The organism is Ornithinimicrobium ciconiae, from assembly GCF_007197575.1.
In the GTDB taxonomy this organism is placed as follows: Bacteria; Actinomycetota; Actinomycetes; order Actinomycetales; family Dermatophilaceae; genus Ornithinicoccus; species Ornithinicoccus ciconiae.
The window spans coordinates 3,334,211-3,360,630 of the sequence record NZ_CP041616.1 but is presented as its reverse complement, the minus strand read 5'-3'; the positions used below and the strand labels follow the sequence as shown (position 1 = coordinate 3,360,630).

Here is a 26,420-nt window from a genome sequence, read left to right as displayed (position 1 = left end):
CCGGGCACGGGGGAGCGCTCGTGTCGCTGGTGGACCACTGTGCGGGCTTCTCAGTCGGCCGGGCTCACGACGCCGTTCTCGTAGGCGAGCACGACTGCCTGCACCCGGTCTCGCAGACCGAGTTTGCCCAGGACGCGGGCCACGTGGGTCTTCACGGTGGTCTCCCCGAGGAACAGTTCCCCCGCGATCTCCTGGTTCGACCGACCTCGCGCCAGCAGGACGAAGACCTCCTGCTCGCGGGGCGTGAGCCTGGCCAGCAGTCTCTGGGCGTTCCGCGCCGGGGGTTGCCGGGTGAACCGCGCGATCATCCGTGAGATCACGGTCGGAGCAAGGATCGACTCGCCCTGTGCCACGGCTCTGACTGCCGCTGCCAGTTGCTCCGGCGACGAGTCCTTGAGCAGGAACCCACTGGCGCCGACGCGCAGAGCCTCATACACATACTCGTCGAGGTCGAAGGTGGTGAGCATGAGCACCCGTGCGTGCTGACCCGGTTGCTGCAGGATTCGGCGTGCAGCCTCGAGCCCGTCGAGAACCGGCATCCGGATGTCCAGGAGCACGACGTCGGGCCGCATCTCGGCGGCAAGGGCGACAGCCTGGGCGCCGTCCTTGGCGTCCGCGACGACCTCGATGTCCTCCTCGGCCTCGAGGATCAGCCTGAACCCGCGACGGACCAGGTCCTGATCGTCTGCGATGAGAATGCGCAGGCCGCTCACCCTAGGGCTGCTTCCGGCCCCAGGGGCAGAGTCGCCAGCACACGGGCTCCGCCGGCCGGGAGCTCGCTCAGCTCACAGGAACCGCCATACATCTGCGCTCGTTCCTCCATGCCGCGCGTCCCCAGGCCCAGTGCGGTCCCCTCCCGCAGCCCGCGACCGTCGTCCTTGACCTCGATCGTCACCCGGTCCGGGTCGTACGTGATGACCACCTGCACGCAGGTGGCCTCAGCGTGCCGGATCACGTTGGTCAGCGACTCCTGGACGATCCGGTGCGCAACCAGATCCACCCCGCCCGGCAGGCTGCGACGATGCCCCAGGACGCTCAACTCGACGTCCAGCCCGCCGGCCCTGGCCCGGTCGACCAGCAGTTCGAGCTCGGACATGCCGTGGGCCGGCCCGGCCGCGGCACCGGGGTCAACGAGGTCCAGGAGGGACTGCAGCTCGTTTAGCACCTCGGCGCCCGTGCTGGCGACGGCGGTGAGCGACTCGGCCGAACCGGGACGCCCTTTCTCCAAGGCGCGTCGCGCCGCGCCCGCCTGCACCACCATGACCACGAGATGGTGGGCTACCACGTCGTGGAGCTCTCGGGCCAGGCGCGTCTTCTCCTCGACCACCGCCGCCCTGGCGGCGTCCTCACGCAGTGCTTGCAGCTGGACGGTCTGGTGTCGGACCCTCGCCAGGATCTCGCCTTGGCGCTGCATCGCACGGACCCCGAGAGCCGCGAGCGCCACCAGTGCCAGCGGGAAGGCGTAGTCCGCCACGGCCGTGAAGCCAGCGGCGAGGTTGAAGAGCACGACTGCGGTGGCCGCGAGTCCCAGCCCGAGGATGAACGTCCAGGGCCGGTGGCTGCTAGCTGCGGCCGGCCCGGCGTGAGCGACCTCCTCGGCTTGACACCCTGGGCCGGGATCGCTGGCGTCCGCCCCACGCAACATCCCCAGGGTGATGCGCATGTCCTGCAGGGCCGATCGACCCTCGGCCTCCACGATGCACAGGCGCTGGGCGGCGGCCTGCGGATCGGTGCGACGCTCGAGAGCGGCACGTCCCGCCAGCTCGATCATCTGCCGCACGCGCTGGGTCAGGGTGACCTGGACCTCTGCGGCGATCTGCTCTCGTGACTGGCGGGCGTGCCACGACGCGGCCACGGCTGTGGCGGTGGCGATCTCCAGCGCCTGTCGCTCCAACGTCTGCCGGGTCGTGACACGAACCCGGACGGCGTGCCCCACCCCGATCGATCCGGTGACGATCGTGGCGGCCAGGATTGCGGACACCAGGCTCTGGTCGATGAGACCGATGGTCAGTCCTCCGGCCAACGGCCCCGCCATCGAGGCAGCGGACATCACGGGCGAGCCGGCGTGGCGGGCGCAGGAGTAGGTGGCCCAGAGCAGCGCGAAGTAGCAGGTGAACGTCCCGTCCACCACGCGCACCGACTCCGCCACAACCTGGACAAGGAATCCGGCACTGATGACCAGCATGCCAAGCGCTGGCTGTGACCGCCGCCATACCAGGGGAGCGGTGAGGACAACGACCAGCATCAGGCGACCGGGATCCGCTCCGTAGGCGAGCCAGGTCTCGACCAGGCCGGCCGCGCACAGCACCGCGGGAGGGCCCGCACTTCGCCACCACGTCACAACGCCAACCTAGGCGACGGCAGTGGGGGAGATCGTCCTCCTGGGGGAGGACGGAAGGTCCTGCTGCGGTCCACCGACCACGGCCCGCAGGGGGACGTGACAGGAGGCGCGGAACCGTCAGCCTGGTGATCCCAACCGCACGACTCAGGAGAACCTCATGCCTCGACCCACCCTCACGCAAGCAGACCTCGTGGCGCTCTGCTGCGCGCCGATCCTGATGGGAGCGGCGATGCTTCTTGATCTCACGCCGCTCGCCGACGACACGACCGAGTTGCTGACCCTGGTTGCAGCGAGCCCTGGACGGTGGATGTGGGCGAATCTCGTCTTCCTGTGCGCGGGGGTGGCGTGGACGGTCGCCGCCCTCGGCCTGCTCCGGCGACTGGGATCACGATCACGCACCGTCGCGCTGGGCGCCGTCGGTGTGGCGGCCGGAGGTGTCACGCTGGGGCTGATCGAAGCCACCATGGCCTATCTTCCTGCCCTGGCACAGAGCGGAGCATCCATGTCCGATCGGGTGGGCGTTGTCGAGACGCTCGACGCGTCACCCCTGGTCCTGACCTTCGAGCTGGTCCATATCGTCGGCTGGCTCGGCGGTCAGCTGCTGATCGTGGTGGGTCTCTTGCTCACCCGTGCCGTCCCGCGCTGGGTGCCTGTGACGCTGCTCGTCGGTCTTGTCGGACTGGTCGCCTTCGCCACCGGACCCGGCCTGGCTCTCGCCAGCTGTGTCCTGGCAGCGGGCTCGACCGGCCTTGCGGTGCACTTAGCGCGGGCCCGCCAGCTCCCTGCACCGGCGCCGCACACGCTCAGCGTCCCGTGAAGCGGCACACCGACGATCGCACTGGAACTGGTAGTTTCGCTGGCACTTTCGAACTGAGCCACGGGCCTCATTGCCTGCTGGTCAGAGCTCGAGGAGGGACACGGTCTGAATGCCGCAGTGTCGGCGGAGCACCTCGAAGTCCCGGTCCCGGTGAAGCACAGGCACATCCAGGCGCAGGGAAACGCTGGCAATGAGGCAGTCGCCGAGGTTGCGGACGGACTCGCCTTCGCGGCGGCACGCACGCTGGAGGCGCGCCGCAGCCAGTGAGTCAACAACGGGTTCGGTGGGTGTCACCTCGAAGGACTCGAGCATCCGGAGGCGACGATCAGCAGCGACCTCATCAGCCGTGCCACTCAGCAACTCCATCAGCACGGTCTCGGGGACCACGAGCCGTTCCTGCTGCCGGATCAGGGACTCAAGATGGTCACCAGCCTTGGAGGGACCGGGTCGCAGGAACTCGATCCACACCGAGGTGTCGACGATCACGTGGAGACCGCCCAGTCTCCCTCGATCTCCTCGTTGTCGACCTCGAACCCGCTGCCCCTCATGGCAAGGATCTCGTCCAGGGTCAGAGGCTCGCGAATCAGCTGCCGGAGGGCGAAGTCGACTGCGGCGCGCTTGGACTCAAGCCGATAGCGCGCCATCACTGACGTGACCAGCTCGTCGTCAAGGTCGATGTTGGTCCGTGCCATGACACCATAATACACCTGCATGTGTATTCGATCGTTGGGCGACCAGTGGCTCCATGAGCCACCGTGAGCGCACGTCGTCAGCGGGTCCGGCGCTCGCGCGCGAGCGCCAAGAACGGCTCCAGCAGGCTCGGGTCGTCCAGGGCGGTGCGCTGCACGACGGTGTCGGGGTCAGCCCCCTGCATCATCCGCTTGAGCGGCACCTCGAGGCGCTTGCCGGTGCGGGTGTGCGGCAGGGCGCGCACCTGGTGGATCTCGTCGGGCACGTGCAGGGGGGAGGCCTGCGTCCGGATCGCTGTGCGTATGACATCCCGCAGGTCATCGTCCAACTCACCCTCGGGGTCGGCCAGGACGACAAAGAGCGGCATCCACCCACGTCTCCTTGGACTTCAGCACGATGCCGTCCGGACCCAGCGGGATGCGCAGGAGATAGGGCAGCGTCGTGCCCTCCTCCGGGTTGCGGGCGATGAGGAAGTCTTCGGGCACGGCACCAGGGTAGGGCCCGGCGTGTCAGAGACCGCGTTCTCCCGGTCACCCCTCCACGCCTGAACCTCAGCCGGCGAGCTGGTCGCGGCGCCGGGCCAGATAGGCCCGCTCCGCGGGGTTGCCGGCCAGCGTGATCGCCCGGTCATAGGCCGCGCGCGCGTCACCGCTGCGGCCGAGCCGTCGGAGCAGGTCGGCGCGGGTGGCGTGGAAGGCGTGGTAGCTGTCCAACGCGTCACTGAGCCGGTCGACCTCGGCCAGCCCCACGTCGGGTCCGTCCAGCTCGGCAACCGCGATGGCCCGGTTGAGCCGCACGATGGGCGAGGGGTCGATGGTCAGCAGGCGGTTGTAGAGCGCGACGACCTGGGACCAGTCGGTGTCCCGCGCCGACGCGACCGACGTGTGCACCGCGTTGATCGCCGCCAGCACCTGATAGCGCCCGGGCGGCTCTCCCTCTGCCGCGACGGCGGCGAGCCGCTCGCGGACGAGCGCATGCCCCTCGGCGATCAAGGCGTGGTCCCACGCGCCGCGGTCCTGCTCCTCCAGCGTCACCACCTCGCCCGTCCGGGAGACACGCGCCGGGCGTCGTGCATCGGTGAGGATCATCAGGGCCAGCAGCCCGGCCACCTCCCCGTCGTCGGGCCGGAGCTCGCGCAGCAGCCGGCCGAGGCGGATGGCCTCATCCGTCAGGTCCACGCGCAGCGGGTCTTGGCCCCCGCTGGCCAGATAGCCCTCGTTGAAGACGAGATAGACCACGGCGAGCACCCCCACCCACCGCTCCCGGATGTCGCCCGCCAAGGGCACCCGATAGGGGATGTGCGCCGCCTTGATCTTGGCCTTGGCGCGGGTGATCCGCTGCGCCATGGTGGTCTCCGGCACGAGGAACGCGTGGGCGATCTCGGCGACGGTGAGGCCGCCGAGCAGGCGCAGGGTGAGCGCCACCCGGGCCTCCATGGAGAGGGCGGGGTGGCAGCAGGTGAACAGCAGCCGCAGCCGGTCGTCCTCGACCGGGCCGGTCGGCTCGTGCGGTGTGTCGTCCAACAGCATGTGGGCCGCCTGGTGCTTGTCCTCGCGGTGGGACTCGCGGCGCAGCCGGTCGATCGCCTTGCGCCGGGCCGTGGTGGCGAGCCACCCGCCGGGGTTGGGGGGTATGCCGTTCTGGGGCCACCGCTCCACGGCGGTGGCGAACGCCTCGGCCGCGGAGTCCTCGGCGAGGTCCAGGTCGCCGAAGCGGCGTGCCAGGCCGGCGACCACCCGCGCCCACTCCTGCTGGTGGGCACGGGCGACCGCCTCAGCGACCTGCGGGTCTGTCACGAGTCGAGCAGCGACTTGAACGACTCCTCGGTCTGGAACGGGCGGACCTCGATCGTGCCGCGGCAGGCCTTTGACCCCTCGGCGGCCAGCGACAGAGCCTCGTCGAGGTCGGCGGCCTCGATGACCCAGAAGCCACCCAACTGCTCCTTCGACTCCAGGTAGGGGCCGTCGGTGAAGACCGGCGTCTCACCCTGGCCGTCGACCGTGGTGGCGGTGGTCGCCGCCTCCAGGCCGTCGGCGAAGACGAAGTGGCCCTCGCGCTCCAGCTTGTCGTTGAAGGCGCCGGTGTCGGCGAACGACTCCAGCATCGCCTCCTTGGACTCGTACCCACCGAGATCGGGGCGCTCCGTCGGCCCGAAGACCGACAACAAATACCTGGGCATCTCACTCACTCCTTGCCATGTCGTTGGTGGTGCTCTCCGCCGGCACGATGGGCGGCGGGAAGCGGTGCACTTCCTGCGGCCAGTCGAGGGCGACCGCGAGCCGTCCGGCCCAGTCGCGGGCGGCGGCGTCATCGGGGACCTCGATCACGGTGAAGCCGCCGAGGTGTTCCTTGCTCTCGACAAACGGGCCGTCGGTGAAGACAGGCTCCCCGGCGACCGCCGTGACGCTGCACAGCGTGGTGGAGGCGTCCAGGCCTCCGTCGCCGAACACGAAGACGCCGGCCGTCTCCATCTCCTTGATGACTACTCCGACCGAGGCGGACTTGGCGCGCAGCTGCTCCGGCGTGTGCTCACCCACCCACTCGTCGTTGAAGCTGATCAGATACTGCGTCATGTGTTCTCCTTTCCGGCCAGGGGGTGCTGCGTCCTGACCGTTCGCCCGCGGCAGCCGGACGGCCACCGTCTACCCACTCCACGAACGGCCTGGCCCGGATACGACATCATCCCGCGAGCGCGACCCGCCGCACAGCCTGCATGCACCGCTCCACATCTGCCTCGGTGGTCGACCAGTTGCTCACCGAGATCCGCAGGACTCGCTGCCCGTGCCAGGTCGACCCGGTCATCCACGTCGTGCCGTCGGCGAGCAGCGCCTTGACCACCTCGTCGGTGCGCTCGTCGGAACCGAAGGTGGCGCAGACCTGGGTGAACACCACGTCGTTGAGGACGGTGACGCCCGGGAGGGTTTGCAGTGCGTCCGCGAAGGCGGTCACGTGCCGGCAGAGTCGCTCGACCAGCTCGGCGACCCCGTCCCGGCCGAGGCAGCGCAGCACGGCCCACACCGGGATCGCCCTGCCGCGACGCGAGAGCTCAGGGACCTTGTCCAGCGGCTGGCAGGCCTCGTCCCGCACCAGATAGGCGCCGTGCGTGCCCATCGCCGACTGGAGCGCCCCGGCATCACGCACGATGCACAGGCCGCTGTCGTAGGGCACGTTGAGGGTCTTGTGCGCATCGGTGGCCCAGGAGTCCGCCGACTCGTAGCCCTCCACGAGATGCCGGTGATCGGGTGATGCTGCAGCCCACAGCCCAAACGCCCCGTCGACGTGCACCCATGCGCCGTGCTGGTGAGCTGTCTGCACCGTCTCGACGAACGGGTCGCATGCCCCGGAGTGGATATTGCCAGCCTGCAGCACGACGAGCACCGGTCCGGCGTCGCCCCGGCCGAGCGCCGCGTCGAGTGCGTCGGGCAGGATCCGTCCTTGCTCGTCGACACCGACGACCTCAGGAGCGCCCAGACCGAGGTAGCGCAGCGCCACGTCCACCGTGTCGTGCCGTTCGGCCCCCACCAGCACCCGGACCGCAGGTCCACCGGTGAGTCCCCGACGAGCGACATCCCACCCCGCTCGTCGCAGCACGGCGTCGCGACCGGCGGCTAGACCGGTGAAGTTGGCCATCGTCGCCCCGGTCGTGAAGCCGACCGCGCTTTGGCTGGGCAGGCCCAGCAGGTCCAGCAGCCACGCGCTGGCGATGTCCTCGACCGCGCTGTGAGCCGGAGTGAGCGTGCGCAACCCACTGTTCTGGTCCCAGGCGCTGACCAACCAGTCCGCAGCGAGAGCCGCCGGGTGGGTGCCCCCGATGACGAACCCGAAGAAGCGGCCCGACGCCATCGCGGTCAGCCCCGGGTCGCAGGCACGCGCCAGCAGTGCCACGGCCTCCTCCGGCGGACAGCCACTGTCGGGCAAGTCGGTGCCCAGCGCAGCCATCACCTCGACGATAGACGCCTGCGGAGGCGCCGGTCGCTGGTCAAGGGAGTCCAGCCAACCCACGGCGTGGTCGTGCGCGACGTCCAGTGCTCGGGAGTATCCGTCCATGTCCGGAGTGTCCTCCTGCTGCGTGCCCTTGGCCAGGCATCAGAGATGAATGGGTGCTGGGGGCAAGCCAACTCGCGACGTGAGGGCCACGACCAGCACGGAGTCCGACAGAGGCGTCGAACTTGCCCGAGTGCTCTGACCCTGCTCCGGCCGGTCCGGGATGCTCCGCCGCTCCGGTCCAGCGTTCGTGTGATGCCGCAGCGGGGTCGAGGCTATGTGCGAAGCGCCTCCTCTGGATGGGGACGTAGTTGCAGGGGCCGCAGACCTCGCGTTGTCAGGGAAAGGGCCCACGGGCCTTTGCCAAGCTTGACGACTTCTCGCCGCAGACGGTCCTCGTGTCGGAGGAACAACTCCATCCGACCCTGTGAGGTCAGGTCCTTCTTCGCGCCCAACCAGACCGAGCGGACGCCGTGCTGGTGGTAGAGAGCGAGTTCTGCTGGTCTGGTGCGGATGCGCTAGTCGCGAGTGATGACGATGAACTGTCGCTCGCCGACGAGGGGCAACCAGTCAACGTCTCGCGCACCGAGCGGCACCTCGGGCAGACCCCTCATGACCGGGGTAGAGGACGTCGTTGCGGCCTTGGCGCCGAAGGAGCTTGCCCACTCCCAGGGTGTTTTCGTCGGTGAAGTAGACCGGCGCACCCCGCACCATCAGGCCGCGATCTCGTGGCTCGCGATCATCTCGAACCGGATCGCTGCCTGGACCTGCGCTGGGGTCAGGTTGTAGAGATCGACCAGGTCTTCGTAACTGCTCCCGGCCCGGAACTCCTCAGCCAGGGAGTCAGTGCGGACGTTGCGCACCGCAGGCTGACCGAAGGCGTGATTTGGATCCATGAGGACACCCGGCGCCTCGGAGTGGGCGCGGATGGAGCTAGCCACGTCGTCTGTGTAGACCACGGATGAGAAGAAGCGCTCCGTCGGCGCCGCCAGGATGAGTTGCCCGCTTCGAATGACCACAAACTGCAACTCGCGCTCCAGACCGACCTGAACTTGCACCTGACGCACCAACTCCCTCCCGTCGACGTCGAGAAAGGGACGGGCGTGAGCCAGCGGATAGCGACCAAACTCCTTGCGCAGCAGAGCGATCGCCGGTCGCATGTGCTGGACTGTGGCACCTCGTCTGCGGAACTCAGCCAGCAGTCTGGACTCGACCATCTCGCCCCAGGTGACTGCGTCAGACCCGGTGCGCTTCTCGCGCAGGACCGGCTCGTAGAACTTGCCTTGTCGGGTGTAACCCTCTAGCCAGCGTCGGGCTGTCCCGGAGTGCACGTTGACCAAGCGGTCCACGTCTGCATAGGAGTAGATCGCACGATCCAAGAGGGTGACAGCCATGGACTCAGTGTGGCACGCGGCGAGCTGCTCGAGCTCTCGAGAGTTGAACCTGTGGACGACCTCGCCCTACCCCAGGATCCGGCGGCCCGATCTCCGGGAACAGGTCATCCTGGAAGCCCAGGCCGTGGCTCCAATCTCCCGTGCCATCGTGCACCCCGCTGGCAGACGATCTTCGAGAGGGCGGTCGGGGTGGGGGATGGGATGGCCCGTCCGTAGGTGGTCGCTCGTGGGAGAGATGTTCGCAGGGCGCTACGAGCTGGTCGACCCTCTGGGAGAGGGCGGTTCCGGCGTGGTCTGGCGTGCCTGGGACAGTCGGGAGAAGCACTTCGTTGCCGCGAAGGTGCTGCGCCAGGTCGACGCAGGCTCCCTGCTGCGTTTCATTCGCGAGCAGGGCCTGCGCATCGAACACCCCCGCGTGCTGACGCCGCTGAGCTGGACGGGTGAGGACGACAAGGTCCTGTTCACGATGCCGATCGTGCGCGGCGGGTCGGTGGCCACCCTTGTCGGAGACTTCGGCCCGCTGCCCCCGCGGCTGACCGCAGTGCTGCTGGACCAGGCGCTCGCCGCCCTCGAGCAGATCCACGCCCAGGGCGTCGTGCACCGGGATGTCAAGCCGGCCAACCTGCTGCTCGATGCCACCGGACGCGGCCGGCCCCACCTGCGCCTCAGCGACTTCGGGATCGCCGCCGCGGTCGACGAGCCGCGCCTCACGCACGGGCCGGTGACGCTGGGGACGGAGGGCTATCTCGCTCCGGAATGCCGCCAGCCCGGGTGGGACCCGGACCCGCGTGCCGATCTGTATGCCGTGGGCAGGTGTGCCGTAGAGATGCTCACCGGGGCGCGTCCCCACGAGGGTGGTTCGGTGGGCCTGGGTGGTTCGGCTGGCCGGGGCGGGTCGGCTGGCCGGGGCGGGTCGGCTGTGCCCCCGCTGCCGGAGGGCACGGAGGTCCCTGAGGCGCTGGGCGAGGTGATCCGGCGCCTGACCGAGTTCGACCCGGCCCGGCGCACCGCGACGGCCGGGCAAGCCCGGGCCGACCTGGCTGCCACCGGCCTGCTGACCGGTGGCCCCGAGGAGGTGCTCGGGGAGGTTGAGGTGTTCGACCAGGTGCCCGACCTGCCAGCAGGATGGACCGAGGACGGACCCGAGCCAGGGCGCGATGTCGCCTCGCCGTTGCTCGAGCCGGTCCCCGGCGTGGCGGACCCGCCCGACCCGCAGTTGCAGCTGCCGCCCATGGCGGCGCGTCTCGCGGGACTCCCGCTCGCCGTCCTGCTGCTGCTTGCCGGGGTGCTGGTGCTCGCTGTCACCGCCTACCTGGCGTGGGGCTAGCGACGATGGATGCTGTCCGAGGCGACACCGAACCCTTCACGATCCAGGTCGGAGGACGCCCACGGGTGGACCTCCTGGCCGCACTGAGCGCCGCCGGGGTGCAGCTCAACGCGTTCGCCGAGACGCTCCTGGAGCAACCCGATTTCGACCTACCGGACGTGCAGACCCTGCGGATTGTCACGCGCACGGTCGGAGAGCTCGGTCTGCCGGAGGGTGGCAGCCAGTCGGCGGTCTTCACCGCAGCGCTCGACCAGGGCCTCACCCTGTGCCCCCTGGTGGCTGGACCCGACCTGCGGCTGGCTCTTCGCGACCAGGCGGATGCCCCGGACTCGATCATGTCCGCGGGTCGGGTGCCCTCCGGGTCTCTCCACGTGGCGTCGGCCCCGGTCACTGACGACCCCGCATTCCCGAAGGGGTTCTATCTTCGCGTCGTCGACGGGGTGCCCTGGCTGCGTGGCTACCGGTGCGACGACGAATACGTCTGGCCGCCCGAGATGGTGCTGGCCCTTGACCTCGCGCACCGGGCAGCATCGGTCACGGGGTGGGCCATGCCAGACCATCGCGAGTCGGGGTCAAGGGTTGCGCAGGGCCCTGACCAGCACGAAACCTCCGGCGCGGCACCGCGACCTGTTCTGACCGACTGCGGAATCCCCTGCGTGTGCCTGAAGTCCTGCGACCAGGGCCGGCAGAGGGTTGCGTCCCCTCGTCCGCTCACTCAGCACTCTCGCGTGCCTCCGCCCCGGCTGCGGCGAACCGGGCTGCAACGGCCATCATGAAGGTCCCGAAACCCACGTAGAGCAGACCCAGGGCGATCGGCACCCGGACCCACCATGGGACGCCGTCGATGACGTCGAGGAAGAGGCTGACCAGCAGGGCGACCGCGACGGCGAGCGCGACGGCGCCCAGGGCCAGCCCTGGGCCAGGGTGACGCCTCACCCAGCGCTCATAGATCGCCCCCGGTCCCTTGCCGGTGGGCTCCTCCTTGCCGAGGTCTCCCAGCGTCTGGCCGACCACGCCGAGACGGGTGGCCGGCTCGATGCGCTCGCCCACCGGCAGCGGGTCGGGACTCTCCGGCGGCGCCTCCGCCAGGGTAGCCACCTCGGGTGGGCAGTCCAGGGCGCGGGCGACCGCCGACAGGAATGTCGCGCCGTCGGTGGAGTCCAGCGCCGACTGCAGCTGGCGCCGCTGGTCCTCCGGCATCCCCGGGTGCGGCTGGAGCTCGGGTGCGCCCGCCCGTGACGACGTCAGCCAGCGGGCGAGCCCGGCGACCTCGGCGTCCCCGCGGGTGCGGTCCGGCACCACCTTGGTCAGGGCAGGTGCCCAGTCCAGGTGCAGATGGACTGCCTCAGCGCCCTTGGCGGCGACATAGGTGACCGTCCGCTCCTCGCCGGACCGTGCCATGCGCACGAACGGGTGCCGGGCGCCGATCTTGTCCATCGGGTGGGAGAGGAACTTCTCGGGGGCGAAGTCCGAGGCCAGGACCAGCCAGCCGTCACGCCCGTGCTCGTATGTCGTGTAGGCCGCGCCGAGCTTGGCTGCGACCGTCCTGACCACGGTCAGGTCCTTGTCGGGCCAGGCGTAGACGTGGCGGGTGTTGGGTGCCTCACGCAGCACGCTCGCGGGGACCTCCTCGATCGGCTCACCCTGCGGGGCCGATCGCCACTCTGTCGTCGACCAGGATGATGGTGTTCCACGCCTTGGCCAGGGCCGAGATCACCTCGGGAACCTGTGGCCCGGGCTGCACCTGCCCGTCCGCGTCGGCGACGGCGACTGCTCCGTCCTGCCGCACGGCCAACCGCAGGGGTGCCAGGTCCGGCCGGCCGCTGGACTCGCGGAAGGCAGCGACGAGCTGCTGCTCGCGCAGCTGGTCGGTCAGCTCCTTCTCGCGCAGCAGGTGCCACCCGACGGGGGAGCGGTCCCGGACCACCATCACCGTCAGCTGTCCCCAGTCCTCCGGCCCGGTCTGTGCCCCCGGTGCACCCTCTGCTGCGGTCATGGTGCTCCTTTCCTGCCCGTCATCCTGGCATGTTGCCGCCACACACTGACACGGCATACGCGGGTTGACTGAGCCGCTACAGCATGCCGACCAGGGTGAAGGCGATCAGCACCGAGGCCAGGGAGACAGACGTGAACCCGCCGACCAGCATCGGCGCCAGGATCCGTCCATCTCGGTCTCCCGAACCAATCAGAGTCCGGCCGGAGGCCAGACTCCGAGGATGAGCGCCATGACCAGGATCGTGATGAGCTCGTGCAGCGCGTTGATGGCCGTCAACCGCAGCGTCCGGGTGTCAAACAGGTCGTGCACCAGAAGCCGCGCGGCCGTGAAACCCAACCAGAGGATGGCCCCGGTGACCAGAGCGTTCACCAGATAGCCGCCGCCATAGAACTCGTGCGCCAGATAGGTCGATCCGGCCAGCACCCACGCTGTCACGAACGAGGCGAGGATCACCACGGGATAGAGCCACGGCGGCCCGCCCCGGACAGACTCGTCGGTGTGCCCGGCAGCCGCCATCCACTGGCGGCCCATCACCGCAGGGGTTTAGTAGAGCATCCCGACGACCATGCTGGACACGACGGCCAACAGCACGGCCACGTAGTTGATCTCAGGGACCACGAGTTCCTCCTGTAGGGGCCTGGGTTGAGCGGGCGCGCCCAAGTGAAGCAGGGTTGCTCGTCGGCGACCCACCACCACGCCGGAGTGCCTCAGCCGGCCGTCGACGCCATCGGCATACTCAAAATATGACTGCAACCACCATCAAGGTGCCTGCCTCGACACGCGACAGGCTGAAGGCGCACGCCGCCCAGTACGGCGAGACACTGGCGGCGCACCTCGAGCGGCTGCTCGACCTCGCCGAGCGGGAGGAAAGACTCGCGCAGGTGTCCAGGATCACTCGTGCGGGCCTCGATCGTCATAGAGCCAGTCGTCTGCAGTCCGGATGCGCTCGCGGTCCTCGTCAGTGAGATCTCGCCGGAAGTCCGCCGCAAGTTGACGCGAGTGGTCGAGCCTCTTCAGCTGGGCAGGGGACAGCCCACGCTCGTTGCGCACCTCGCTCAGTCGTCGGCGCACTGCATCCTCTACGGCTGCCGTCTGCGTGAGTCCCGTGGCCTCCGCCAGCTCACGAACCAACTGGTGCGTCGTGGCGTTCTTGATGTTAAGGCTCATGGTGGACGCCTACCCTAGGCAGCGAGCGATCTACCACTCTCTACAGGACCCGCCCCCAGTGCCGCGGAGTGAGGAAGTTGCCACAGGTCCGCTGGTATGCCGGAAGCGCCCGCGGCAGTTGCGGGTCAAGTCTGTCTAGAAGAGCCCGCGGACCGCTACCGTCAGGTCCATGGACGTGGATGCTGCGACGCAGACGATGATCGATAACGTGCTAGCAAAGACGGGCAAGCCGCTCGAGGAGTGGTTCTCGGTGCTGGACGCAGCGGGGCTCGAGAAGCACGGACAGGCGATGGCTCTGCTGAAGTCGGAGCACGGCATGTCGCACGGCTTCGCCAACCTAGTCGTGCGGCTGCACAGCGATCGCGACGCGGGGCCGGTGACGCAGGACGACCTGGTCGACGCGCAGTATGCCGGCGCGAAGGCGGGCCTGCGGCCGATCCTCGACCGTATCCTCGACGAGGTGCGCGGCTTCGGCGACGACGTGGAGGTCGCGCCGAAGAAGACGAGCGTGTCGCTGAGGCGCAGCAAGCAGTTCGCGGTGGTCGAGGCGGCAAGTGCGAAGCGCGTGCAGGTGGGCCTGAACCTGCGCGGCGCCGAGCCCACCGAGCGGCTGCGCCTGGCCGGCGGCATGTGCACGCACCGGGTCGATGTGACGAGCGTGGACGAGTTCGATGCCGAGCTCGTCGGCTGGCTGCGTGCCGCCTACGACTCGGCCTGACCTGACGCCGCGGGCAGGCGTTCGAGCGGCACGAAGTGCGCCGCAGCCGATCCGTGCTGCAGCGCCGGGGTCGGTCGGTGCGCGGGATGGTGGCCAGCACGAACCCGTCGAACCGGTCGTTCATGTTCAGCCAGCACCCGCGTCGTTGCGCCCACAATGACGCTTGCGACTCGCAGCCCCCTGAACTTCTCACCGAAGAGCAGCCGGGCACAAACATTGGTGTCGGCGGCGCTTGAAGTTGGGCAGGTTCGGCGCGGTGGTTTCCTGGCATGTCGCAACGCCTCCCTAGAGTCCGGGAGTGCGAGGTCGTTGTCACGTCGTGTGAAGAAGGGGCCGGGGCGGCGCCCGCTGTCGGCCAAGCGTGCTCGATTCGTGCAGTGTCGGGAAAGGGGGTGGAGCATCTCGGCCGCGGCCCGCGAGGTCGGGGCCTCCGCAGTGTCAGCAATAACTGGCTCGGGGGACCAAGGTCTACCGCCGCGGTGAGATCGTCGGCTTCATGCCACCGCTGGAGCGGTTGGCCGCGCGGCAGATCAGCACCCGCTACCTGTCGCAGGACGAGCGGATCGAGATCGCGGTGTCGGGGCGCCACTCCGCGATCTGAACCCTGGTGCTGCCCGGCCGACCCGGGGACTTCCGCAACGAACACCACGAGCCCGACACTACCGACCCTGGGGCGTATCATCCCGGTCACTGCCGAAGCCTTGACCAGCACCCTTACTGTCAGCACCGACTGTCACCCATAAAGTGGCACGAGTCAGGTTGTAGTATTCGAGGAACCCAAGGTTCCATGGCGGCACCGACCCCAGGGGCCATAGTTTGGTGTCCGGGCAGCAGCCGAACCTGCAGCCCCCACCCCACACGCGCCCACCGTTGGTGGGACAACATGAGGAGCCGTAGTGATTCACCCCCGGCGTACCGTCAGGCTGCCTCTATTGAGATCCGTGGGTCTAGCGAACTTCAGTCTGTACAAGTTGTCGCCGGAACTGACGGTCGATATAAATCCGGGTGTGTTCTGCCTGGCAGGTGCAAACGGTTTGGGCAAGTCGAGCTTCATCGCCGCACTCAACTTTGGTCTCACCGGGGGGGTTGCCCCTCCGACCGTTAGCATCCAACATCTGCCGAAATATCGCCGAGACGCCAGTCGCTACAGCGAGAAATACTTCACTGGGCGGATTGATGAGCTGGACCGTGCGACAGCCGAAGTGTCCCTGAAATTCGAGATCGGCGACTTGGCGTTCCACCTAACCCGGAACTTTTTCGAGCCAGATAGCCTTCGATACCTCGCCGTAAGCACTGCTCATGGCGAACGGATCGTAGAACATGACTCGCGCCTTGATTCTGAAGCTAGGCAGGACGCTTATGAAGAGCTGATAGTCCAGGCGACCGGCCTGGAAACATTTGACCAGTTCGTGTTCTTGCAGCACTTTGTCCTGTCATTCGATGAATGGCGACACCTCCTATTTTGGAACGAGAGGGCTACGGAGCTCGTTCTCTACCTTGCGCTGGGGCTCAATCCAGACCTTGCCAAAAGGGCGGATGAGTTGCGCAAGGCGGCGACGGGAGCTGGTTCTCTCGCTAGGAATTTCCAGTACCAGGCAACGACCTCTAGGCGAGAACTGCGTAGCGTGACTGCGCAACTGAAGACGCAAGCGAACGTGCAGCCAGCTGTTCTTGACAGGTATACCGAGGCGCAAGGGCAACACGAAGGTTTGCTCACGGAGCGGCATCGGTTGTCCCAAGCCCTGCGTGATGCCCGGTTGGAGTTCGCCGAAGCCAGTGCACGGCAATTGACAATTCGCAATCAATACGAGTCGGCATTCCAGGGGCGTATGGGCGATCCTTCGCTATCGAGGCTACATCCCGTGATTGGTCTAACCCTCAGCGATAATCAATGCCGAGTCTGCGGGACACAACATGAGGACGGCCCCGCAAGCATAACCTCGGCGCTTCGTACGAGTGAGTGCCCGCTGTGCGCGACGCAACTGCCTCAGCAGCCGCCTAAGTCTGAGTCGCGTCGACTGTTACAGGAACTCGACGCGCAGTTGCATGATGCTACAAGCCGAGCCAGCTCGGCCGCACTAACGGTTGGGCGACTAGAGCGCGAAGCCTCTGACATCGAAGGTACGTTGACCACTGTTGAGTCAGAGATTGCCTTGTTCGAAGCAGAGAACGAGTTGAGCACGGCCTTTCTCAAGGGCGATGTACACGCCGAGCTGCAGCGCCGAGTAAAGGATTTGGAGTCTGCCGTAGATGTCGCGATGATGCGAAAGTCGGAGCAACTGCAGCTTCGCGCTCAGGCCATTGACTCTCTCGAACCGATCCAAACAGAACTGCTGTCAGCGTGGCGAGCTGCGGAGGTAGAGTTCGTGCCCCGGTTTAGAAGGCTTGCTGAATCATTCATCGGCCTCCCTCTGCAGGTCCAGCTCGATCTGGGTCCAGGAGCCTTCGGAATTGCTCACCTGGCATTGAGTGTGAACACCACACACCGCCGAAACTCGGAACAGTTGTCGGAGAGCCAGCGGTTCTTCTTAGACATCGCGCTACGGATGAGCTTGGCGCAGCACATGACTGGCGACGGAGCTTGCTGCATCTACGTGGACACACCGGAAGGGGCACTGGACATCGCTTACGAAGCGCGCGCAGGCGACATGTTCAGCAAGTTTGTAGCAGACGGCGACCAAGTCGTGATGACCGCTAATGTGAATACGTCACAACTGCTTCGGCGGATGGCACAGCGATGCGGGCACCGGTTCATGCAACTAGTCAGGATGACGGAGTGGACCACCCTGTCAGACGTTCAGAGTTCCGAGGAGCAACTGTTCACGGACGCTTACGAACTGATCGAACGAGCGTTAGCAGGGGATGACATGGCGTCGGGGTCAGAGAATGGCTGAAACGGGGGGGCAATGGAGCGGCCCCAACACGGGATGGGGCCTCTTGCCGAACAACGAGCCCGAGGGGGCATTGTTTCCTGCGGGGGAGGGTGAATACGTCGATTCAAGCGATCCGCATGAGTCGTGGCTGGGCTTTAGGGAACTTGCGTCGGTGGCCACCTTCGACGCCCTAACAGTGATGACGCTGCTCGGAGAACTGGATGCTCCGACCAACGCTGACATTCATGCCTTCTGCTATCTGGGGTGCCTCATGTCGATTTACGATGGGCGTCCAGCGTCGGACTGGGGCTACGCGTTTAGCGCCGTTCCCCCCACCTTGCCCTTCAGTCCAGCCGTCCAGGGGGCTGCCGATGAGCTGTTGCAACGGGGGCTCGTCGAGCGGATTCACAAGGCGGACTCGCTCAATGGCGGCGACCGGCGGCTCTTTGTTACGGATGAAGGGCGTGACGAGTGGGAGTTCTTCGCGAGCCTAAGTGCCTTCGAGCCACGGCTACGCTACCTGCGAGCCGCCACCGCGACCGCGCGTCTTCGATCAGTACCCGCTGTTGCCAACGCGCTGACAAACGAACCTGGACTCGCCCAGGCAAGCAAATCTCAGACAGTACAAATGCTCCTGCGAGAGATAAGTTCCAAACCGCTTTACGAGCAGTTCTTGCTTATAGAGTCCGTTCTGGGTGGCGAGCACTCCAACCTCGTCGTCCCAGCTTCTGTTTACCTCAGGGTCTTGGAAGAGCAGACGCGCCTCGAAGCCGAGGGAGACGCTCCGACCGGCAGCGATGACGCGCCACCAGACCCAAGGGGCGTGAACTCTTGACTACCGAGGCTGGCCGGAACGCGAAGCTGCTCGACCTTGTCACCCGTGTCGTTCAGAACAGCTTCGAGGCTGCTGCGCAAGAGCGATTTGGAGATGCGGGCGTCGAGCGTTTAGTCGAACTAATCGACGACGCAAAGGCGCTATTTCGCCATGTTCCCCACGAATGGATGACGGACGGGCTCACCTTGACACTGCCAATTTCCTTTAACTCTGGTGTTCGCATTGCGGGCGGCGGTAGGACTATTACGGGGTTCGAGGCCCTCGCGGGTCGGCCAGTCAGTGGGTTGACAATTGTAAAGACGGATCCTCATAGTTTCGAAGTAGTTAATCACGTAGGGCATGGCCTAACTGCTGGCGAGTCAGCCATTACGTACGCTTACATCCATGAAGTGTCAGAGGAAATCACTATTGATGGGGAGACCTGGTCCGTTGGCGACACGGGGTGGCCCTGTGCGATGGCAGTACCGATCTTCACTTCACTGGAAGAGGCCCTCGACCGATACGTCTCCCTCAACCGCCGGCCAGACTATTGCGCCCATATCGCCCAAGCCTGGCGAGACCAGAATCGCCTAGCCTTTCTACCAAAGCCAGAAAAACACATGCGTCGGTCATTGTTCCAAGCACTGCGACACTCCCTCTCGGGCGCTCACGTCGAGCAAGAGCAGAATCAAGACGAGAGTAAGCCGGTGGACATCGAGGTCACATGGTGGAACCCGGGTCGAGTGGCAATCATCGAGGTAAAGTGGTTGGGCAAGTCCGGTCCCCTGGGCGAGCGTTGGTCGACGCCTTACAAGGAGAAGCGTGCCATCGATGGGCTTAACCAGCTGGCTGACTATCTCGATCGCAGAGACGGTACTAACCCGGAGATTCCTGTGACCGGGTACCTATTCATCTTCGATGCCCGCCGGAAGGACCTTCGCCCGCTCGAGATGCATGTTTCTCGAGAACGTGGGATCCATTTTGAAGACTTGGATCCCCGTTATCCGCAGGAAGTTCTCGACAGGCCGGACATGGGTCGCCCGTTTCGCGTGTTCCTAGAACCTATCTGCTAGTAGAGAATCGTCACGCGGGCTTACGCATAAAGACTACGCTCTCTCTGACGAATTGGCTCTCAACTTTACGTCGTGGCAGCCATCGCGCTACTCGAATGCATTCGACTTCAAATCCCGCAAGCTCGGCCAACCGCGCTAGCACCACGTCAGAGGCGATGACGGTCGGATGTTCGGAGCGCCCATGCACGCTGTTGCCCACGACATAGACACAGGATCCACCGGGACGCAGGGACCTGCTTGCCGCGTCGAAGGTTCGAAGCATGTCATCCACATAGCCGGTAACTAACCGTTCAAGTTGGTTGGCATATCGGGATTGGGGTGGAATTGCCTCGAGCATGGGGTTGATGAGTTCTAATACGTCCGCATGTCGCGCGTCCGCAACGAAGGCGAGATCTCGGGTAAACTTGACGCTCGGATGACTTCTTAAGGTGGCGTGACGTTGGCCGCGAAAGCTCTCCGCACTTTCTATGAAGCCGAGTGCCCAAAGCTCGATCTTGTATACCTCGGTGTAGTCAATGTTGTTTGGGTACGGAGGACTGAATAGCACTAGGTCGGTAGAGCTTGGGTTAACTCCTAGCCATTCTGAGTGTGTCGCACTACCCAACGCCACCTGGACGTCAGCCTCCCAGGGTGGGATTCGGCGATATTGGTCAATGTCTATTGCGATGCGCCTGATGGCTTGCTCGAACATGTCGTACGGCGACTGGGGCACTCGGCTATCGAGCCTTAGAGCGCGACCGTCGCGGCGGAGACTGCTTGCGGGTCCAACGGTCACGGCTAGAGCGACTCGGGCCAGTTTCCGAAGAATGTGCGGCAGTTCCATTTGTTCGATGGTACGGCGTAGCGCTACCAACGCCGACACATTCGCAGGGGGGAAGTAGGCTTCATTCTGGAAGGTGGAAAGGCTTGGCCAATCTGACCTACGGATCCTCCGTTTGCGAGCCTCTGGTACAACCCCGGAAAGTCGCTCTAAGAGATCGTGCTGGGGTTCAAGGATTGCACTCACTTTTGCCTCAGATAGTGCCTGGAGGAACGGGTTCACCTCCAGTCCTCGACCCCGTAACGGAATCTGCCGCGGAAGCGCAAGGTTGAGCGCGGCAACCAGAGTTGTGCCCCCGCCGCTGAACGGGTCCACTAGGGAGAGCCCGTCGCCAAGTGCGTGGTTGGTGTCTGCGAGAATACGTCCCAGTAGCGCGTGGCTATAGGCCTCCTTTAGATGGAACCAACGGTGGACGGCAGCGTCCGAGTTGCCGGTAGGAACCACCAAACTCGCGTACTTCTCGTCCTCATATAGTTTCCAGTTCGCTTGAAGACGCCGATAGTGCTCTTCGAGATTTTGGGCAGGACTATGAACGGGCGTGGTGAGAAGCCGGCCAGAATCCTCCCGCTCGTGCGCGGTTTGAGGTGCCACGGGTCGGCTGGGGTTCTGACGTTCGATGCCGCTTGGAGCGGTTGGTTTCGGGCCGTGCCCTAGCATTTGGCCGTGCCTCCTCTGGCAGTCGACATGATCGCGCGGTTGGGTCGTGACCATCGACGGCATGTCCCGGCTCGTCGGCGCTTCAGGATACTTGATGCGGGACTGCAGACTCCGGCCGCCCGAGGGCGGGGTGTCCTCGCCCTCGCCCGGCCCAGGGCCAGCACCACTCGCAAGGAAGCCCCCCCGGGTCGCTCGCCCAGCCTGTTTGCGCCAATCGCGTAATGAACCTGCCTTGCCGGGTGCCACTCCGGGCCGGCGGCGCTCCACATGCCGACCGGCCCCTCACAAGACGATCACCGCAGCAGCGGCCGAACCGGACCACTGCATGGTCTCGGCGGCCTCGGACGCCTTGTGCGTTGACGACCCGTCCTCTACTGCTCACCGCGACACCCGACGTGCGTCCTTTCGGCTCCCTTCTGTTGTCAAGGGGTGGGGATCGGCTCTTTTGAGTGTGCGTCGACGCTTGTCGCCGTCAAGGTCGTTCGTCCGGTGGGGCGCTGCACCTTGACGGCTCCGGCACGTCGGCGCGGGTGCTGAGGAGCCGGTCCCGGGCGGGGGCTTTCCAGTGGTCTCGGTTGAGCGGTAGCGTCGTGGGTGCGGGTCCGGGAAGTGGCTGATCCGAAGTGCCGGTGTGCGGGTGCGAGCCGGCCGCGCTGGATAGCAAAGACGCCCCGCAGTGCCCTCCCGGACCCGCCTCGAGCCGTGCCTCGGTCACGCGTTGAGCGTCGGTGACCAGCTGCCGGTAGATGGCATCAGAGATCCGGCGTTTGAGGCAGCGCAGTGCTTCCATCGGCTTCTTGCCCTCGGCTCTCTTGCGCCGGTAGTAGGCCCGGCCCTCGGTGTCCAGGCGTAGTTGGGTGATGGCGGCGATGTGGATCATGTGGTTCATCCGCCGGTTCCCGGCCCGGGAGATACGGTGCCGGTTCTGCTCTCCGGAGGACGCGTCCAGGGGCGCGGTGCCGGTCCAGGACGCGAACCGGTTCCGGTTGACGAACCGGGTGATGTCACCGACATCGGCCAGGATCCGCGCGGCGACCACAGGCCCGACACCATGCAGGTCCATCAACGTTGAGCCGCGCTCCATGACCATGGCCTTCAGCTCGGCGGTGGCCTTCCTCATCTTGGCCTCCACGGCGACCAGCTCGGCCAGTTCCTCGGCCGCGATCCGCCGACGGGTCTTCCCGGCGACGTCACGTGGACGCACCGAGGCGAGCAGTGCCTTGGCCTGACCTGTGGTGATGTCCTTCTTCGCCTGTCCGGGCAGCAACTCGGCCAGCAGCGCCTGCAGCCGGTTCACCACGGCGACCCGTCGCCGGGTCAGCGCCTCCCGCCGGTCGGCCAACATCCGTAACGCCTCGAGTTCGCCGTCGACCTTCAGAACCCGCAACCCGTGGGCGCGGACCGCGACCATCGCGATCGAATGCGCATCCAAGGCGTCCGTCTTCCGGTTGTGCCCGGTGTCAAAGAGCCGGACCCGGGCAGCGAGCTTGGCAGGCACATCCACGACGTGCTCACCGGCCTCCAGCAACCGTTGCGCCAAAGGACGGCCCGCACCGTTGGCGCCCTCCACCGCCCAAAGATGATCGGGCCACGACCTCACGTACCACGCATCGCCGCGTACCCGGCTTGGTCGGTGCTGAACCGCCCCGCACCAAGCAACTTCTCCTGCTGGTCGACGACCTCGATGGTTGCCGACAGTTTGTGGGGATCAACCCCGATGATGACCTGTCCCATGATTCTTCTTCCCAACCTGACGCTCGTACCAACTGATGGTCGGCGAGGTGGGCAGTGCTATTACGAGCAGGGCAGTCCCTTCTTGAGCCACGCCTCGTCAGCGATGCCCGACGGGCTGCAGACCGAAAGAGAGCCACACCCGATCACGCTGGTGGGCAGCCGCGAAGAGAGCGTCCCGTCGAGCACCTAGGGTCGAGTCTGGCCAGACACCGGCCCTGCGTCCAGTGTCTAACAGCCGCACATGGGGTACTGCAAGCAGCGGGCGTGGCCACCCGTGCGCGGTTACGAAGTTGACCCGTTCGGCAACGGGGCCTGAGTGTCTAGGTCGCGCCGATCCTCTGCACCGAGCGCGCGACGTTGAGCCCTCCCGCCGCCGTAGCCGAGGCACTCTGGCATGGTGAGCCCATGCCAGTCGAGATCGGGATGTGGCGAATTGACGGTGGCGCACCGCGCCGGCTTGGACGTCCGCGCTGCCGTCGGAGGCGACGCTCGAGAGCTTCCTGGAGCAAGACCCTTCACTGCTGGGCGAGCGGCTCCTGGTGATTGGGCGCCAGGTGAGGACTCCCCATGGCAAATACATCGACCTGCTGGCAATGGACTCCGAGGGCAACCTGCACGTCCTCGAGTTGAAGAGGGACCGCACTCCGCGCGATGTCGTCGCTCAGTCCCTCGACTACGGCTCATGGGTCTCGACCCTGGACAGGGACACCGTGATAGACCTCGCCAACCGGCACCTGACTGTCCCGTTTGAAGGGGCATTCGAGGAGGCCTTCGGAAACTCGCCCCCAGATGAGTTGAACGGGGCTCTCCAACTCACCATCGTTGCAACCGAGCTCGATAGCAGTTCCGAGCGCATCGTGACCTACCTTCGCGAGTTTGGAGTCCCGATCAACGCGGTATTCTTCAGCTATCTGGAGGATCAGGACCGTCGCTACCTGGCTCGCTCCTGGTTGGCCAGCGAGGACGAAGGCGGAAGTGGCGCCTCGCCCGGCCGGACTCGGAAGGGAAAGCGTGCCGAGTGGAACGGACAGGACTGGTTCGTCTCGTTCGGCGACGACGGCAGCGGTCGCTCATGGGAAGACGCTCGGACCCTTGGGTTTGTGTCAGCGGGCGGTGGCGCGTGGTACTCCCGCTCGTTGAGGGCGCTGCCGGAAGGCGCTCGGGTGAACGTCCACATCCCCGGCCGGGGATACGTCGCAGTTGGCACCACACTCCGCGAGGCACAGCGGTTCGCCGACGCGGAGGTCAGTGTCGACGGCCAGTGGGTCCGCCTCACAGACCACCCTCTGGCCGGCACCTACCACCACGGACCAGATGGCTCCGCCGATGCAGAGCTCGAGGAGTATGTCGTGCCCGTCCAGTGGGAGGTGGCGAAGCCAGCCTCCGATGCCTACTGGGAGAAGGGCATGTTCGCGAACCAGAACAGTGCCTGCAAACTTCGGCAAGAGTTCACGCTCGAGCGGCTTGCGGAGCGCTTCGACCTAGGCGATGGCGGTTGAGCCCTCACCTCGTCTGCCCGCTTGGGTCGATGCTCGCCATCCCCGGTGGCGCTGCACGTGGTCACGTCACTCGCGCAGGGACCACGGCTCACACCCGCTCGTCTCGAAGAAGCGGTCGCTCTCGTTGATCGTGACGATCATCTGCCCCGACCCGAAGTTGTTGTCGATGATGGAGTCGAATCCATCGCTGCCGCTCAGGCGGGCCCAATAGCAACTGCCGGAGGCCTCGGACACATACGTGCCAGGCTCCACATCGACGCCGACCTCGAAGGTCCCGTCACCGGGGATGGAGGCCTCAGGCGCGGGTGGGTCCGCGGTCACCGTCTCCGTGACCGTCTCTGAGACGGTCTCCGCCTCAGCTGTCTCGGTCACTGTGTGGGTTTCGGTCGCACCGGGAGCAGTGACAGTGACCGTGGCCTCGGCAGGCGTCGGTGCTGCCGCCGTGCTGTTCACGGTGACCGTCTCGGCCGACGGGGTAGTGGTGGCAGGTGCGCCACCGTTCCCGGCAAGGCCGATGCCCAGGCAGGCGACGGCAGTCACGCCATAGCCAACGATGTGCTTCTTATTCATGATGATTCTCCTCTTGGTCAGTCGCGGATGGTGATGGTCAGGCCCATGCCTGAGTTGGGGTGGTAGTTCCACCGGGCCTCGAAATCGCCCCAGCTGTTGGTCTGCATGCCGTCTAGGGCACGCGTCGAACTCATGTGGTCGCTCACCGCTGTGGGCGTCTCCAAGGCGACGAGGATGCACACGAGGTCCTCCATGGAGTCGCCTGAGAGGTCCTCGTCGCCTTCGGTGTCGAGGAGGAGCGTCTCTCCGGCGTCGGCGACGACGCCTGCATCACAGGTGTTGGCGGCGGACTGGAGCGGGGTGCCGATGTGGGGAACCTCTGAGGCGCTCTGCGTCGTGGGTGAACTACCTGCGCAACCTGTCAGCAGGAGGCCGCACGCCATGAGACTCGCTGCCCAAGACGGGGGGACGGTCATGCCACGTCGGAGTCGACCATGGCCGCCTCCGCCTCTAGGTCCGTGACCTCGATGGCGACCCCATGCAACGCGTCGAGCGCTGCGCTGAGGTGCCGGGTGATGCCGGTCTGCAGGGACTCTGCCTGGGTGTCGATGGTGGTCGCGCCATTCCGGATGCTCACGACAGCCTTCTTCACCTTGTTGATGCCGTCCAGCAGGTCGAGAGCGGCCGTGATGTTCTCCTCCGCCGTGTCCAGCCCCTCGGTGTCCCGGCGGGCGGTCGCGGCAAGGGCTGCGGTCCGCATCAGCTGGACGACGGTGCGCAGAAGGTCGACCTCATCGACGGTGGGGTCGAACGCGATGACGAGCCGACGGGCGCCGAGGACGCGGATGACCTGGCCCTGGTTCTGGCTTGCGTCACGGACGATGCCGATGGAGGCGGCTGCCTCGCGGTTGCGCTCTGCCTCGTCCAGGTAGTCGTTCCACACCCGACGGTCGGTGGAGTCGTGCATCTCGACGACGACCCGTGCCTGACCACCGTCGACGGTCAGGACACCGTCGCCCTTCTTGGAACGGCCGAGTGCACCGCCGAAGCTGCCGGTGCTGGCGTACTCGTCCCCGAGGCCAGCGGCAACCTGCTCCAGCACGGAGTCCACCTCGGCCTCGAAACCGCCGCCCTTGAGCGGGGTGACGCTCGCAGTCCTGGCGGCCGCTGCGGCTGCGGCCTTTTGGACCTCAACCGCCTTGGCGAGCTCGTCCACCTTCGTGGCGAGCGTCAGGTGGTTCTTGTCCATGGCGGCCGTCAGCGCCGCCTGCTGCTCGGCCAACTTCGAGGCCTGCTTGGCGAATGGGGACGTCGGGTCGGCCGGGTCGAACTGGCGGCTGACCTTGTCGAGAAGCTTGTCGGTCTGCTCTACGGCCTGCTCCTTGATGCGCTGGCCGGCAGCGTCGAGGATGGGGGCCAACCTGGCCAGCAGCTCCGGGTTGTCACCACCGACGAGACGCTCGACCTCCTTGCGCAGCGCCTTGGTGGACACCTCCACCGTTTCCGAGAACTTGGCGCGTGTGCTGCTCTCCGACTCCTGCAGCGCCTTGCGGGTTTCCTGAGCCGCCTTGGTCATCGCCTCGGCGGCGGCCGCGGCGGCCTTCGCCGTGGCATCGGCTGCCTGCGTGCTGGAGGTGGTCGTGCGAGCGCCCACCTCGGAGATGAGCTGCTCGAGCTCATACGTGTCCTGGGCGCTGCCGGCTCCCGCGATGGCCCGCGCTCCGACGGCGAGCGACTGGCTGACGAAGGAGCTCAGGTTCGCGTCGGCGAGTTCCTCCAGAGGCACGGTGGCACCGCGACGGCCGGTGGACCAGCGCCGGGCCTCGCCGACCACCTCGGCGTCGGTGACGGTGAGGTCGTGGATGATGAGAGCCGGCTGCGCCGGGTCGCAGTATGCCGCGGGGCGGCCGGTCGTGGATGTCGCCATCTGTCTGTCCTCCTGTGGGCGGGCTGCCGGGTGGCTGCCGATGCCTCCAGAGTTCCGTCATACGGCAGGATCCTGCGAA

Annotated in this window: 27 protein-coding genes and 1 pseudogene; 8 read left to right on the top strand and 20 right to left on the bottom strand. The window is 66.4% G+C overall.

Annotation, left to right across the window (positions count from 1 at the left end; translation table 11 throughout):
- Nucleotides 1-50: 50 nt before the first annotated feature.
- Both FNH13_RS15535 and FNH13_RS15530 read right to left on the bottom strand, forming a co-directional pair.
- Entirely contained in the window at nucleotides 51-713 is a 663-nt protein-coding gene (locus FNH13_RS15535) for a response regulator (protein WP_143784271.1), read from the bottom strand.
- The gene (locus tag FNH13_RS15530) at nucleotides 710-2,341 is read right to left on the bottom strand and encodes a sensor histidine kinase (RefSeq protein ID WP_143784270.1); all 1,632 of its coding nucleotides are present in this window, start codon (nucleotides 2,339-2,341) and stop codon (nucleotides 710-712) included. The genes FNH13_RS15535 and FNH13_RS15530 overlap by 4 nt, the downstream gene beginning before the upstream one ends.
- Nucleotides 2,342-2,498: 157 nt before the next feature.
- Here FNH13_RS15530 and FNH13_RS15525 point away from each other — a divergent pair, with 157 nt between their 5' ends.
- Nucleotides 2,499-3,158 (top strand): hypothetical protein, encoded by a 660-nt coding sequence (locus FNH13_RS15525; protein WP_143784268.1) that lies wholly within the window; start codon nucleotides 2,499-2,501, stop codon nucleotides 3,156-3,158.
- Between the two features lie 81 nt (nucleotides 3,159-3,239).
- On the opposite strand, the gene vapC is transcribed toward FNH13_RS15525, so the two are convergent.
- The 9 genes from vapC to FNH13_RS15485 all read right to left on the bottom strand — a co-directional run bounded on the left by vapC (nucleotide 3,240) and on the right by FNH13_RS15485 (nucleotide 9,226).
- Nucleotides 3,240-3,644 carry a type II toxin-antitoxin system VapC family toxin gene (gene vapC, locus FNH13_RS15520; RefSeq protein ID WP_165700148.1) on the bottom strand — a complete coding sequence of 135 codons (405 nt, stop codon included), beginning with the start codon at nucleotides 3,642-3,644 and terminating at the stop codon, nucleotides 3,240-3,242.
- Entirely contained in the window at nucleotides 3,641-3,850 is a 210-nt protein-coding gene (locus FNH13_RS15515; protein ID WP_165700147.1) for a type II toxin-antitoxin system VapB family antitoxin, read from the bottom strand. The genes vapC and FNH13_RS15515 overlap by 4 nt, the downstream gene beginning before the upstream one ends.
- Before the next feature lie 77 nt (nucleotides 3,851-3,927).
- Nucleotides 3,928-4,215, bottom strand: a complete 288-nt coding sequence (locus tag FNH13_RS15510; RefSeq protein ID WP_143784266.1) for an AMP-binding enzyme — start codon at nucleotides 4,213-4,215, stop codon at nucleotides 3,928-3,930.
- Nucleotides 4,178-4,333, bottom strand: a complete 156-nt coding sequence (locus FNH13_RS19140; protein ID WP_165699940.1) for a hypothetical protein — start codon at nucleotides 4,331-4,333, stop codon at nucleotides 4,178-4,180. Before FNH13_RS19140 ends, FNH13_RS15510 begins: the two co-directional genes overlap by 38 nt.
- 66 nt (nucleotides 4,334-4,399) lie before the next feature.
- Nucleotides 4,400-5,644, bottom strand: coding sequence for an RNA polymerase sigma factor (locus tag FNH13_RS15505; protein ID WP_143784265.1), 1,245 nt, complete (start codon nucleotides 5,642-5,644; stop codon nucleotides 4,400-4,402).
- On the bottom strand, nucleotides 5,641-6,027 hold the full coding sequence (locus FNH13_RS15500) for a YciI family protein (protein ID WP_143784263.1): 387 nt from the start codon (nucleotides 6,025-6,027) through the stop codon (nucleotides 5,641-5,643). The genes FNH13_RS15505 and FNH13_RS15500 overlap by 4 nt, the downstream gene beginning before the upstream one ends.
- 1 nt (nucleotide 6,028) lies before the next feature.
- The gene (locus tag FNH13_RS15495) at nucleotides 6,029-6,421 is read right to left on the bottom strand and encodes a YciI family protein (protein WP_143784262.1); all 393 of its coding nucleotides are present in this window, start codon (nucleotides 6,419-6,421) and stop codon (nucleotides 6,029-6,031) included.
- A 106-nt stretch (nucleotides 6,422-6,527) separates the two neighbouring features.
- Nucleotides 6,528-7,895: a pyridoxal phosphate-dependent decarboxylase family protein gene (locus tag FNH13_RS15490; RefSeq protein WP_143784260.1), complete on the bottom strand. Its 1,368-nt coding sequence runs from the start codon at nucleotides 7,893-7,895 to the stop codon at nucleotides 6,528-6,530.
- Nucleotides 7,896-8,545: 650 nt separating this feature from the next.
- Nucleotides 8,546-9,226, bottom strand: coding sequence for a DUF433 domain-containing protein (locus FNH13_RS15485; RefSeq protein WP_143784258.1), 681 nt, complete (start codon nucleotides 9,224-9,226; stop codon nucleotides 8,546-8,548).
- 235 nt (nucleotides 9,227-9,461) lie between these two features.
- Between FNH13_RS15485 and FNH13_RS15480 the strand changes: the two genes are divergently transcribed.
- Complete coding sequence (locus FNH13_RS15480; protein WP_228266729.1) at nucleotides 9,462-10,553, top strand: serine/threonine-protein kinase; 1,092 nt, start codon at nucleotides 9,462-9,464, stop codon at nucleotides 10,551-10,553.
- A 5-nt stretch (nucleotides 10,554-10,558) separates the two neighbouring features.
- Nucleotides 10,559-11,329, top strand: coding sequence for a hypothetical protein (locus FNH13_RS19345; RefSeq protein ID WP_202878805.1), 771 nt, complete (start codon nucleotides 10,559-10,561; stop codon nucleotides 11,327-11,329).
- Here the strand turns inward: FNH13_RS19345 and FNH13_RS15470 are convergent.
- From FNH13_RS15470 to FNH13_RS15455, 5 genes are all read right to left on the bottom strand, one after another.
- Nucleotides 11,265-12,167 carry a hypothetical protein gene (locus FNH13_RS15470; RefSeq protein WP_143784255.1) on the bottom strand — a complete coding sequence of 301 codons (903 nt, stop codon included), beginning with the start codon at nucleotides 12,165-12,167 and terminating at the stop codon, nucleotides 11,265-11,267. The two genes, FNH13_RS19345 and FNH13_RS15470, sit on opposite strands and share 65 nt — an antisense overlap.
- 25 nt (nucleotides 12,168-12,192) lie before the next feature.
- Nucleotides 12,193-12,549 (bottom strand): hypothetical protein, encoded by a 357-nt coding sequence (locus tag FNH13_RS15465; protein ID WP_143784254.1) that lies wholly within the window; start codon nucleotides 12,547-12,549, stop codon nucleotides 12,193-12,195.
- Between the two features lie 189 nt (nucleotides 12,550-12,738).
- Nucleotides 12,739-13,080 (bottom strand): DUF1761 domain-containing protein, encoded by a 342-nt coding sequence (locus FNH13_RS15460; protein ID WP_321169238.1) that lies wholly within the window; start codon nucleotides 13,078-13,080, stop codon nucleotides 12,739-12,741.
- A gap of 12 nt (nucleotides 13,081-13,092) precedes the next feature.
- On the bottom strand, nucleotides 13,093-13,302 hold the full coding sequence (locus FNH13_RS19850) for a hypothetical protein (protein ID WP_321169202.1): 210 nt from the start codon (nucleotides 13,300-13,302) through the stop codon (nucleotides 13,093-13,095).
- A gap of 138 nt (nucleotides 13,303-13,440) precedes the next feature.
- Nucleotides 13,441-13,716 (bottom strand): type II toxin-antitoxin system VapB family antitoxin, encoded by a 276-nt coding sequence (locus FNH13_RS15455; RefSeq protein ID WP_143784253.1) that lies wholly within the window; start codon nucleotides 13,714-13,716, stop codon nucleotides 13,441-13,443.
- A gap of 169 nt (nucleotides 13,717-13,885) precedes the next feature.
- Between FNH13_RS15455 and FNH13_RS15450 the strand changes: the two genes are divergently transcribed.
- The 4 genes from FNH13_RS15450 (at nucleotide 13,886) to FNH13_RS15430 (ending at nucleotide 19,194) form a co-directional block, all read left to right on the top strand.
- Nucleotides 13,886-14,434 (top strand): DUF4287 domain-containing protein, encoded by a 549-nt coding sequence (locus FNH13_RS15450; RefSeq protein ID WP_143784252.1) that lies wholly within the window; start codon nucleotides 13,886-13,888, stop codon nucleotides 14,432-14,434.
- A gap of 896 nt (nucleotides 14,435-15,330) precedes the next feature.
- On the top strand, nucleotides 15,331-17,328 hold the full coding sequence (locus tag FNH13_RS15440) for an AAA family ATPase (protein ID WP_143784251.1): 1,998 nt from the start codon (nucleotides 15,331-15,333) through the stop codon (nucleotides 17,326-17,328).
- 43 nt (nucleotides 17,329-17,371) lie between these two features.
- Nucleotides 17,372-18,142 (top strand): hypothetical protein, encoded by a 771-nt coding sequence (locus FNH13_RS15435; RefSeq protein ID WP_143784250.1) that lies wholly within the window; start codon nucleotides 17,372-17,374, stop codon nucleotides 18,140-18,142.
- Complete coding sequence (locus FNH13_RS15430) at nucleotides 18,139-19,194, top strand: hypothetical protein (RefSeq protein ID WP_143784248.1); 1,056 nt, start codon at nucleotides 18,139-18,141, stop codon at nucleotides 19,192-19,194. The genes FNH13_RS15435 and FNH13_RS15430 overlap by 4 nt, the downstream gene beginning before the upstream one ends.
- A 1,899-nt stretch (nucleotides 19,195-21,093) precedes the next feature.
- Here FNH13_RS15430 and FNH13_RS15425 read toward each other — a convergent pair.
- A pseudogene (locus tag FNH13_RS15425) lies at nucleotides 21,094-22,405 on the bottom strand (IS110 family RNA-guided transposase).
- A 470-nt stretch (nucleotides 22,406-22,875) separates the two neighbouring features.
- On the opposite strand from FNH13_RS15425, the gene FNH13_RS15420 reads away from it, so the two are divergent.
- A complete protein-coding gene (locus FNH13_RS15420) occupies nucleotides 22,876-23,904 on the top strand; it encodes an endonuclease NucS domain-containing protein (RefSeq protein ID WP_228266728.1) in 1,029 nt (342 codons plus the stop codon).
- A 66-nt stretch (nucleotides 23,905-23,970) separates the two neighbouring features.
- Here the strand turns inward: FNH13_RS15420 and FNH13_RS15415 are convergent, their stop codons facing one another.
- From FNH13_RS15415 to FNH13_RS15405, 3 genes are read right to left on the bottom strand one after another with little or no spacing between them, the layout of a single operon-like run.
- Complete coding sequence (locus tag FNH13_RS15415; protein WP_143784247.1) at nucleotides 23,971-24,474, bottom strand: hypothetical protein; 504 nt, start codon at nucleotides 24,472-24,474, stop codon at nucleotides 23,971-23,973.
- Nucleotides 24,475-24,491: 17 nt separating this feature from the next.
- Nucleotides 24,492-24,890 (bottom strand): hypothetical protein, encoded by a 399-nt coding sequence (locus FNH13_RS15410; RefSeq protein ID WP_143784246.1) that lies wholly within the window; start codon nucleotides 24,888-24,890, stop codon nucleotides 24,492-24,494.
- A complete protein-coding gene (locus FNH13_RS15405) occupies nucleotides 24,887-26,341 on the bottom strand; it encodes a Fis family transcriptional regulator (RefSeq protein ID WP_143784245.1) in 1,455 nt (484 codons plus the stop codon). The genes FNH13_RS15410 and FNH13_RS15405 overlap by 4 nt, the downstream gene beginning before the upstream one ends.
- Between the last annotated feature and the right edge of the window lie 79 nt (nucleotides 26,342-26,420).

Excerpts from the sequence above, each read along its gene's own strand:
- FNH13_RS15525 (WP_143784268.1), top strand. The coding sequence starts at position 2,499 with ATGCCTCGACCCACCCTCACGCAAGCAGACCTCGTGGCGCTCTGCTGC.
- FNH13_RS15450 (WP_143784252.1), top strand. The coding sequence starts at position 13,886 with ATGGACGTGGATGCTGCGACGCAGACGATGATCGATAACGTGCTAGCA.
- FNH13_RS15460 (WP_321169238.1), bottom strand. The coding sequence starts at position 13,080 with ATGGGCCGCCAGTGGATGGCGGCTGCCGGGCACACCGACGAGTCTGTC.
- FNH13_RS15490 (WP_143784260.1), bottom strand. The coding sequence starts at position 7,895 with ATGGACGGATACTCCCGAGCACTGGACGTCGCGCACGACCACGCCGTG.
- FNH13_RS15510 (WP_143784266.1), bottom strand. The coding sequence starts at position 4,215 with ATGCCGCTCTTTGTCGTCCTGGCCGACCCCGAGGGTGAGTTGGACGAT.
- FNH13_RS19345 (WP_202878805.1), top strand. The coding sequence starts at position 10,559 with ATGGATGCTGTCCGAGGCGACACCGAACCCTTCACGATCCAGGTCGGA.
- FNH13_RS15500 (WP_143784263.1), bottom strand. The coding sequence starts at position 6,027 with ATGCCCAGGTATTTGTTGTCGGTCTTCGGGCCGACGGAGCGCCCCGAT.
- FNH13_RS15495 (WP_143784262.1), bottom strand. The coding sequence starts at position 6,421 with ATGACGCAGTATCTGATCAGCTTCAACGACGAGTGGGTGGGTGAGCAC.
- FNH13_RS15485 (WP_143784258.1), bottom strand. The coding sequence starts at position 9,226 with ATGGCTGTCACCCTCTTGGATCGTGCGATCTACTCCTATGCAGACGTG.
- FNH13_RS15415 (WP_143784247.1), bottom strand. The coding sequence starts at position 24,474 with ATGAATAAGAAGCACATCGTTGGCTATGGCGTGACTGCCGTCGCCTGC.
- FNH13_RS15455 (WP_143784253.1), bottom strand. The coding sequence starts at position 13,716 with ATGAGCCTTAACATCAAGAACGCCACGACGCACCAGTTGGTTCGTGAG.
- FNH13_RS15410 (WP_143784246.1), bottom strand. The coding sequence starts at position 24,890 with ATGACCGTCCCCCCGTCTTGGGCAGCGAGTCTCATGGCGTGCGGCCTC.
- FNH13_RS15515 (WP_165700147.1), bottom strand. The coding sequence starts at position 3,850 with ATGGCACGGACCAACATCGACCTTGACGACGAGCTGGTCACGTCAGTG.
- FNH13_RS15465 (WP_143784254.1), bottom strand. The coding sequence starts at position 12,549 with ATGACCGCAGCAGAGGGTGCACCGGGGGCACAGACCGGGCCGGAGGAC.
- FNH13_RS15480 (WP_228266729.1), top strand. The coding sequence starts at position 9,462 with ATGTTCGCAGGGCGCTACGAGCTGGTCGACCCTCTGGGAGAGGGCGGT.
- FNH13_RS15405 (WP_143784245.1), bottom strand. The coding sequence starts at position 26,341 with ATGGCGACATCCACGACCGGCCGCCCCGCGGCATACTGCGACCCGGCG.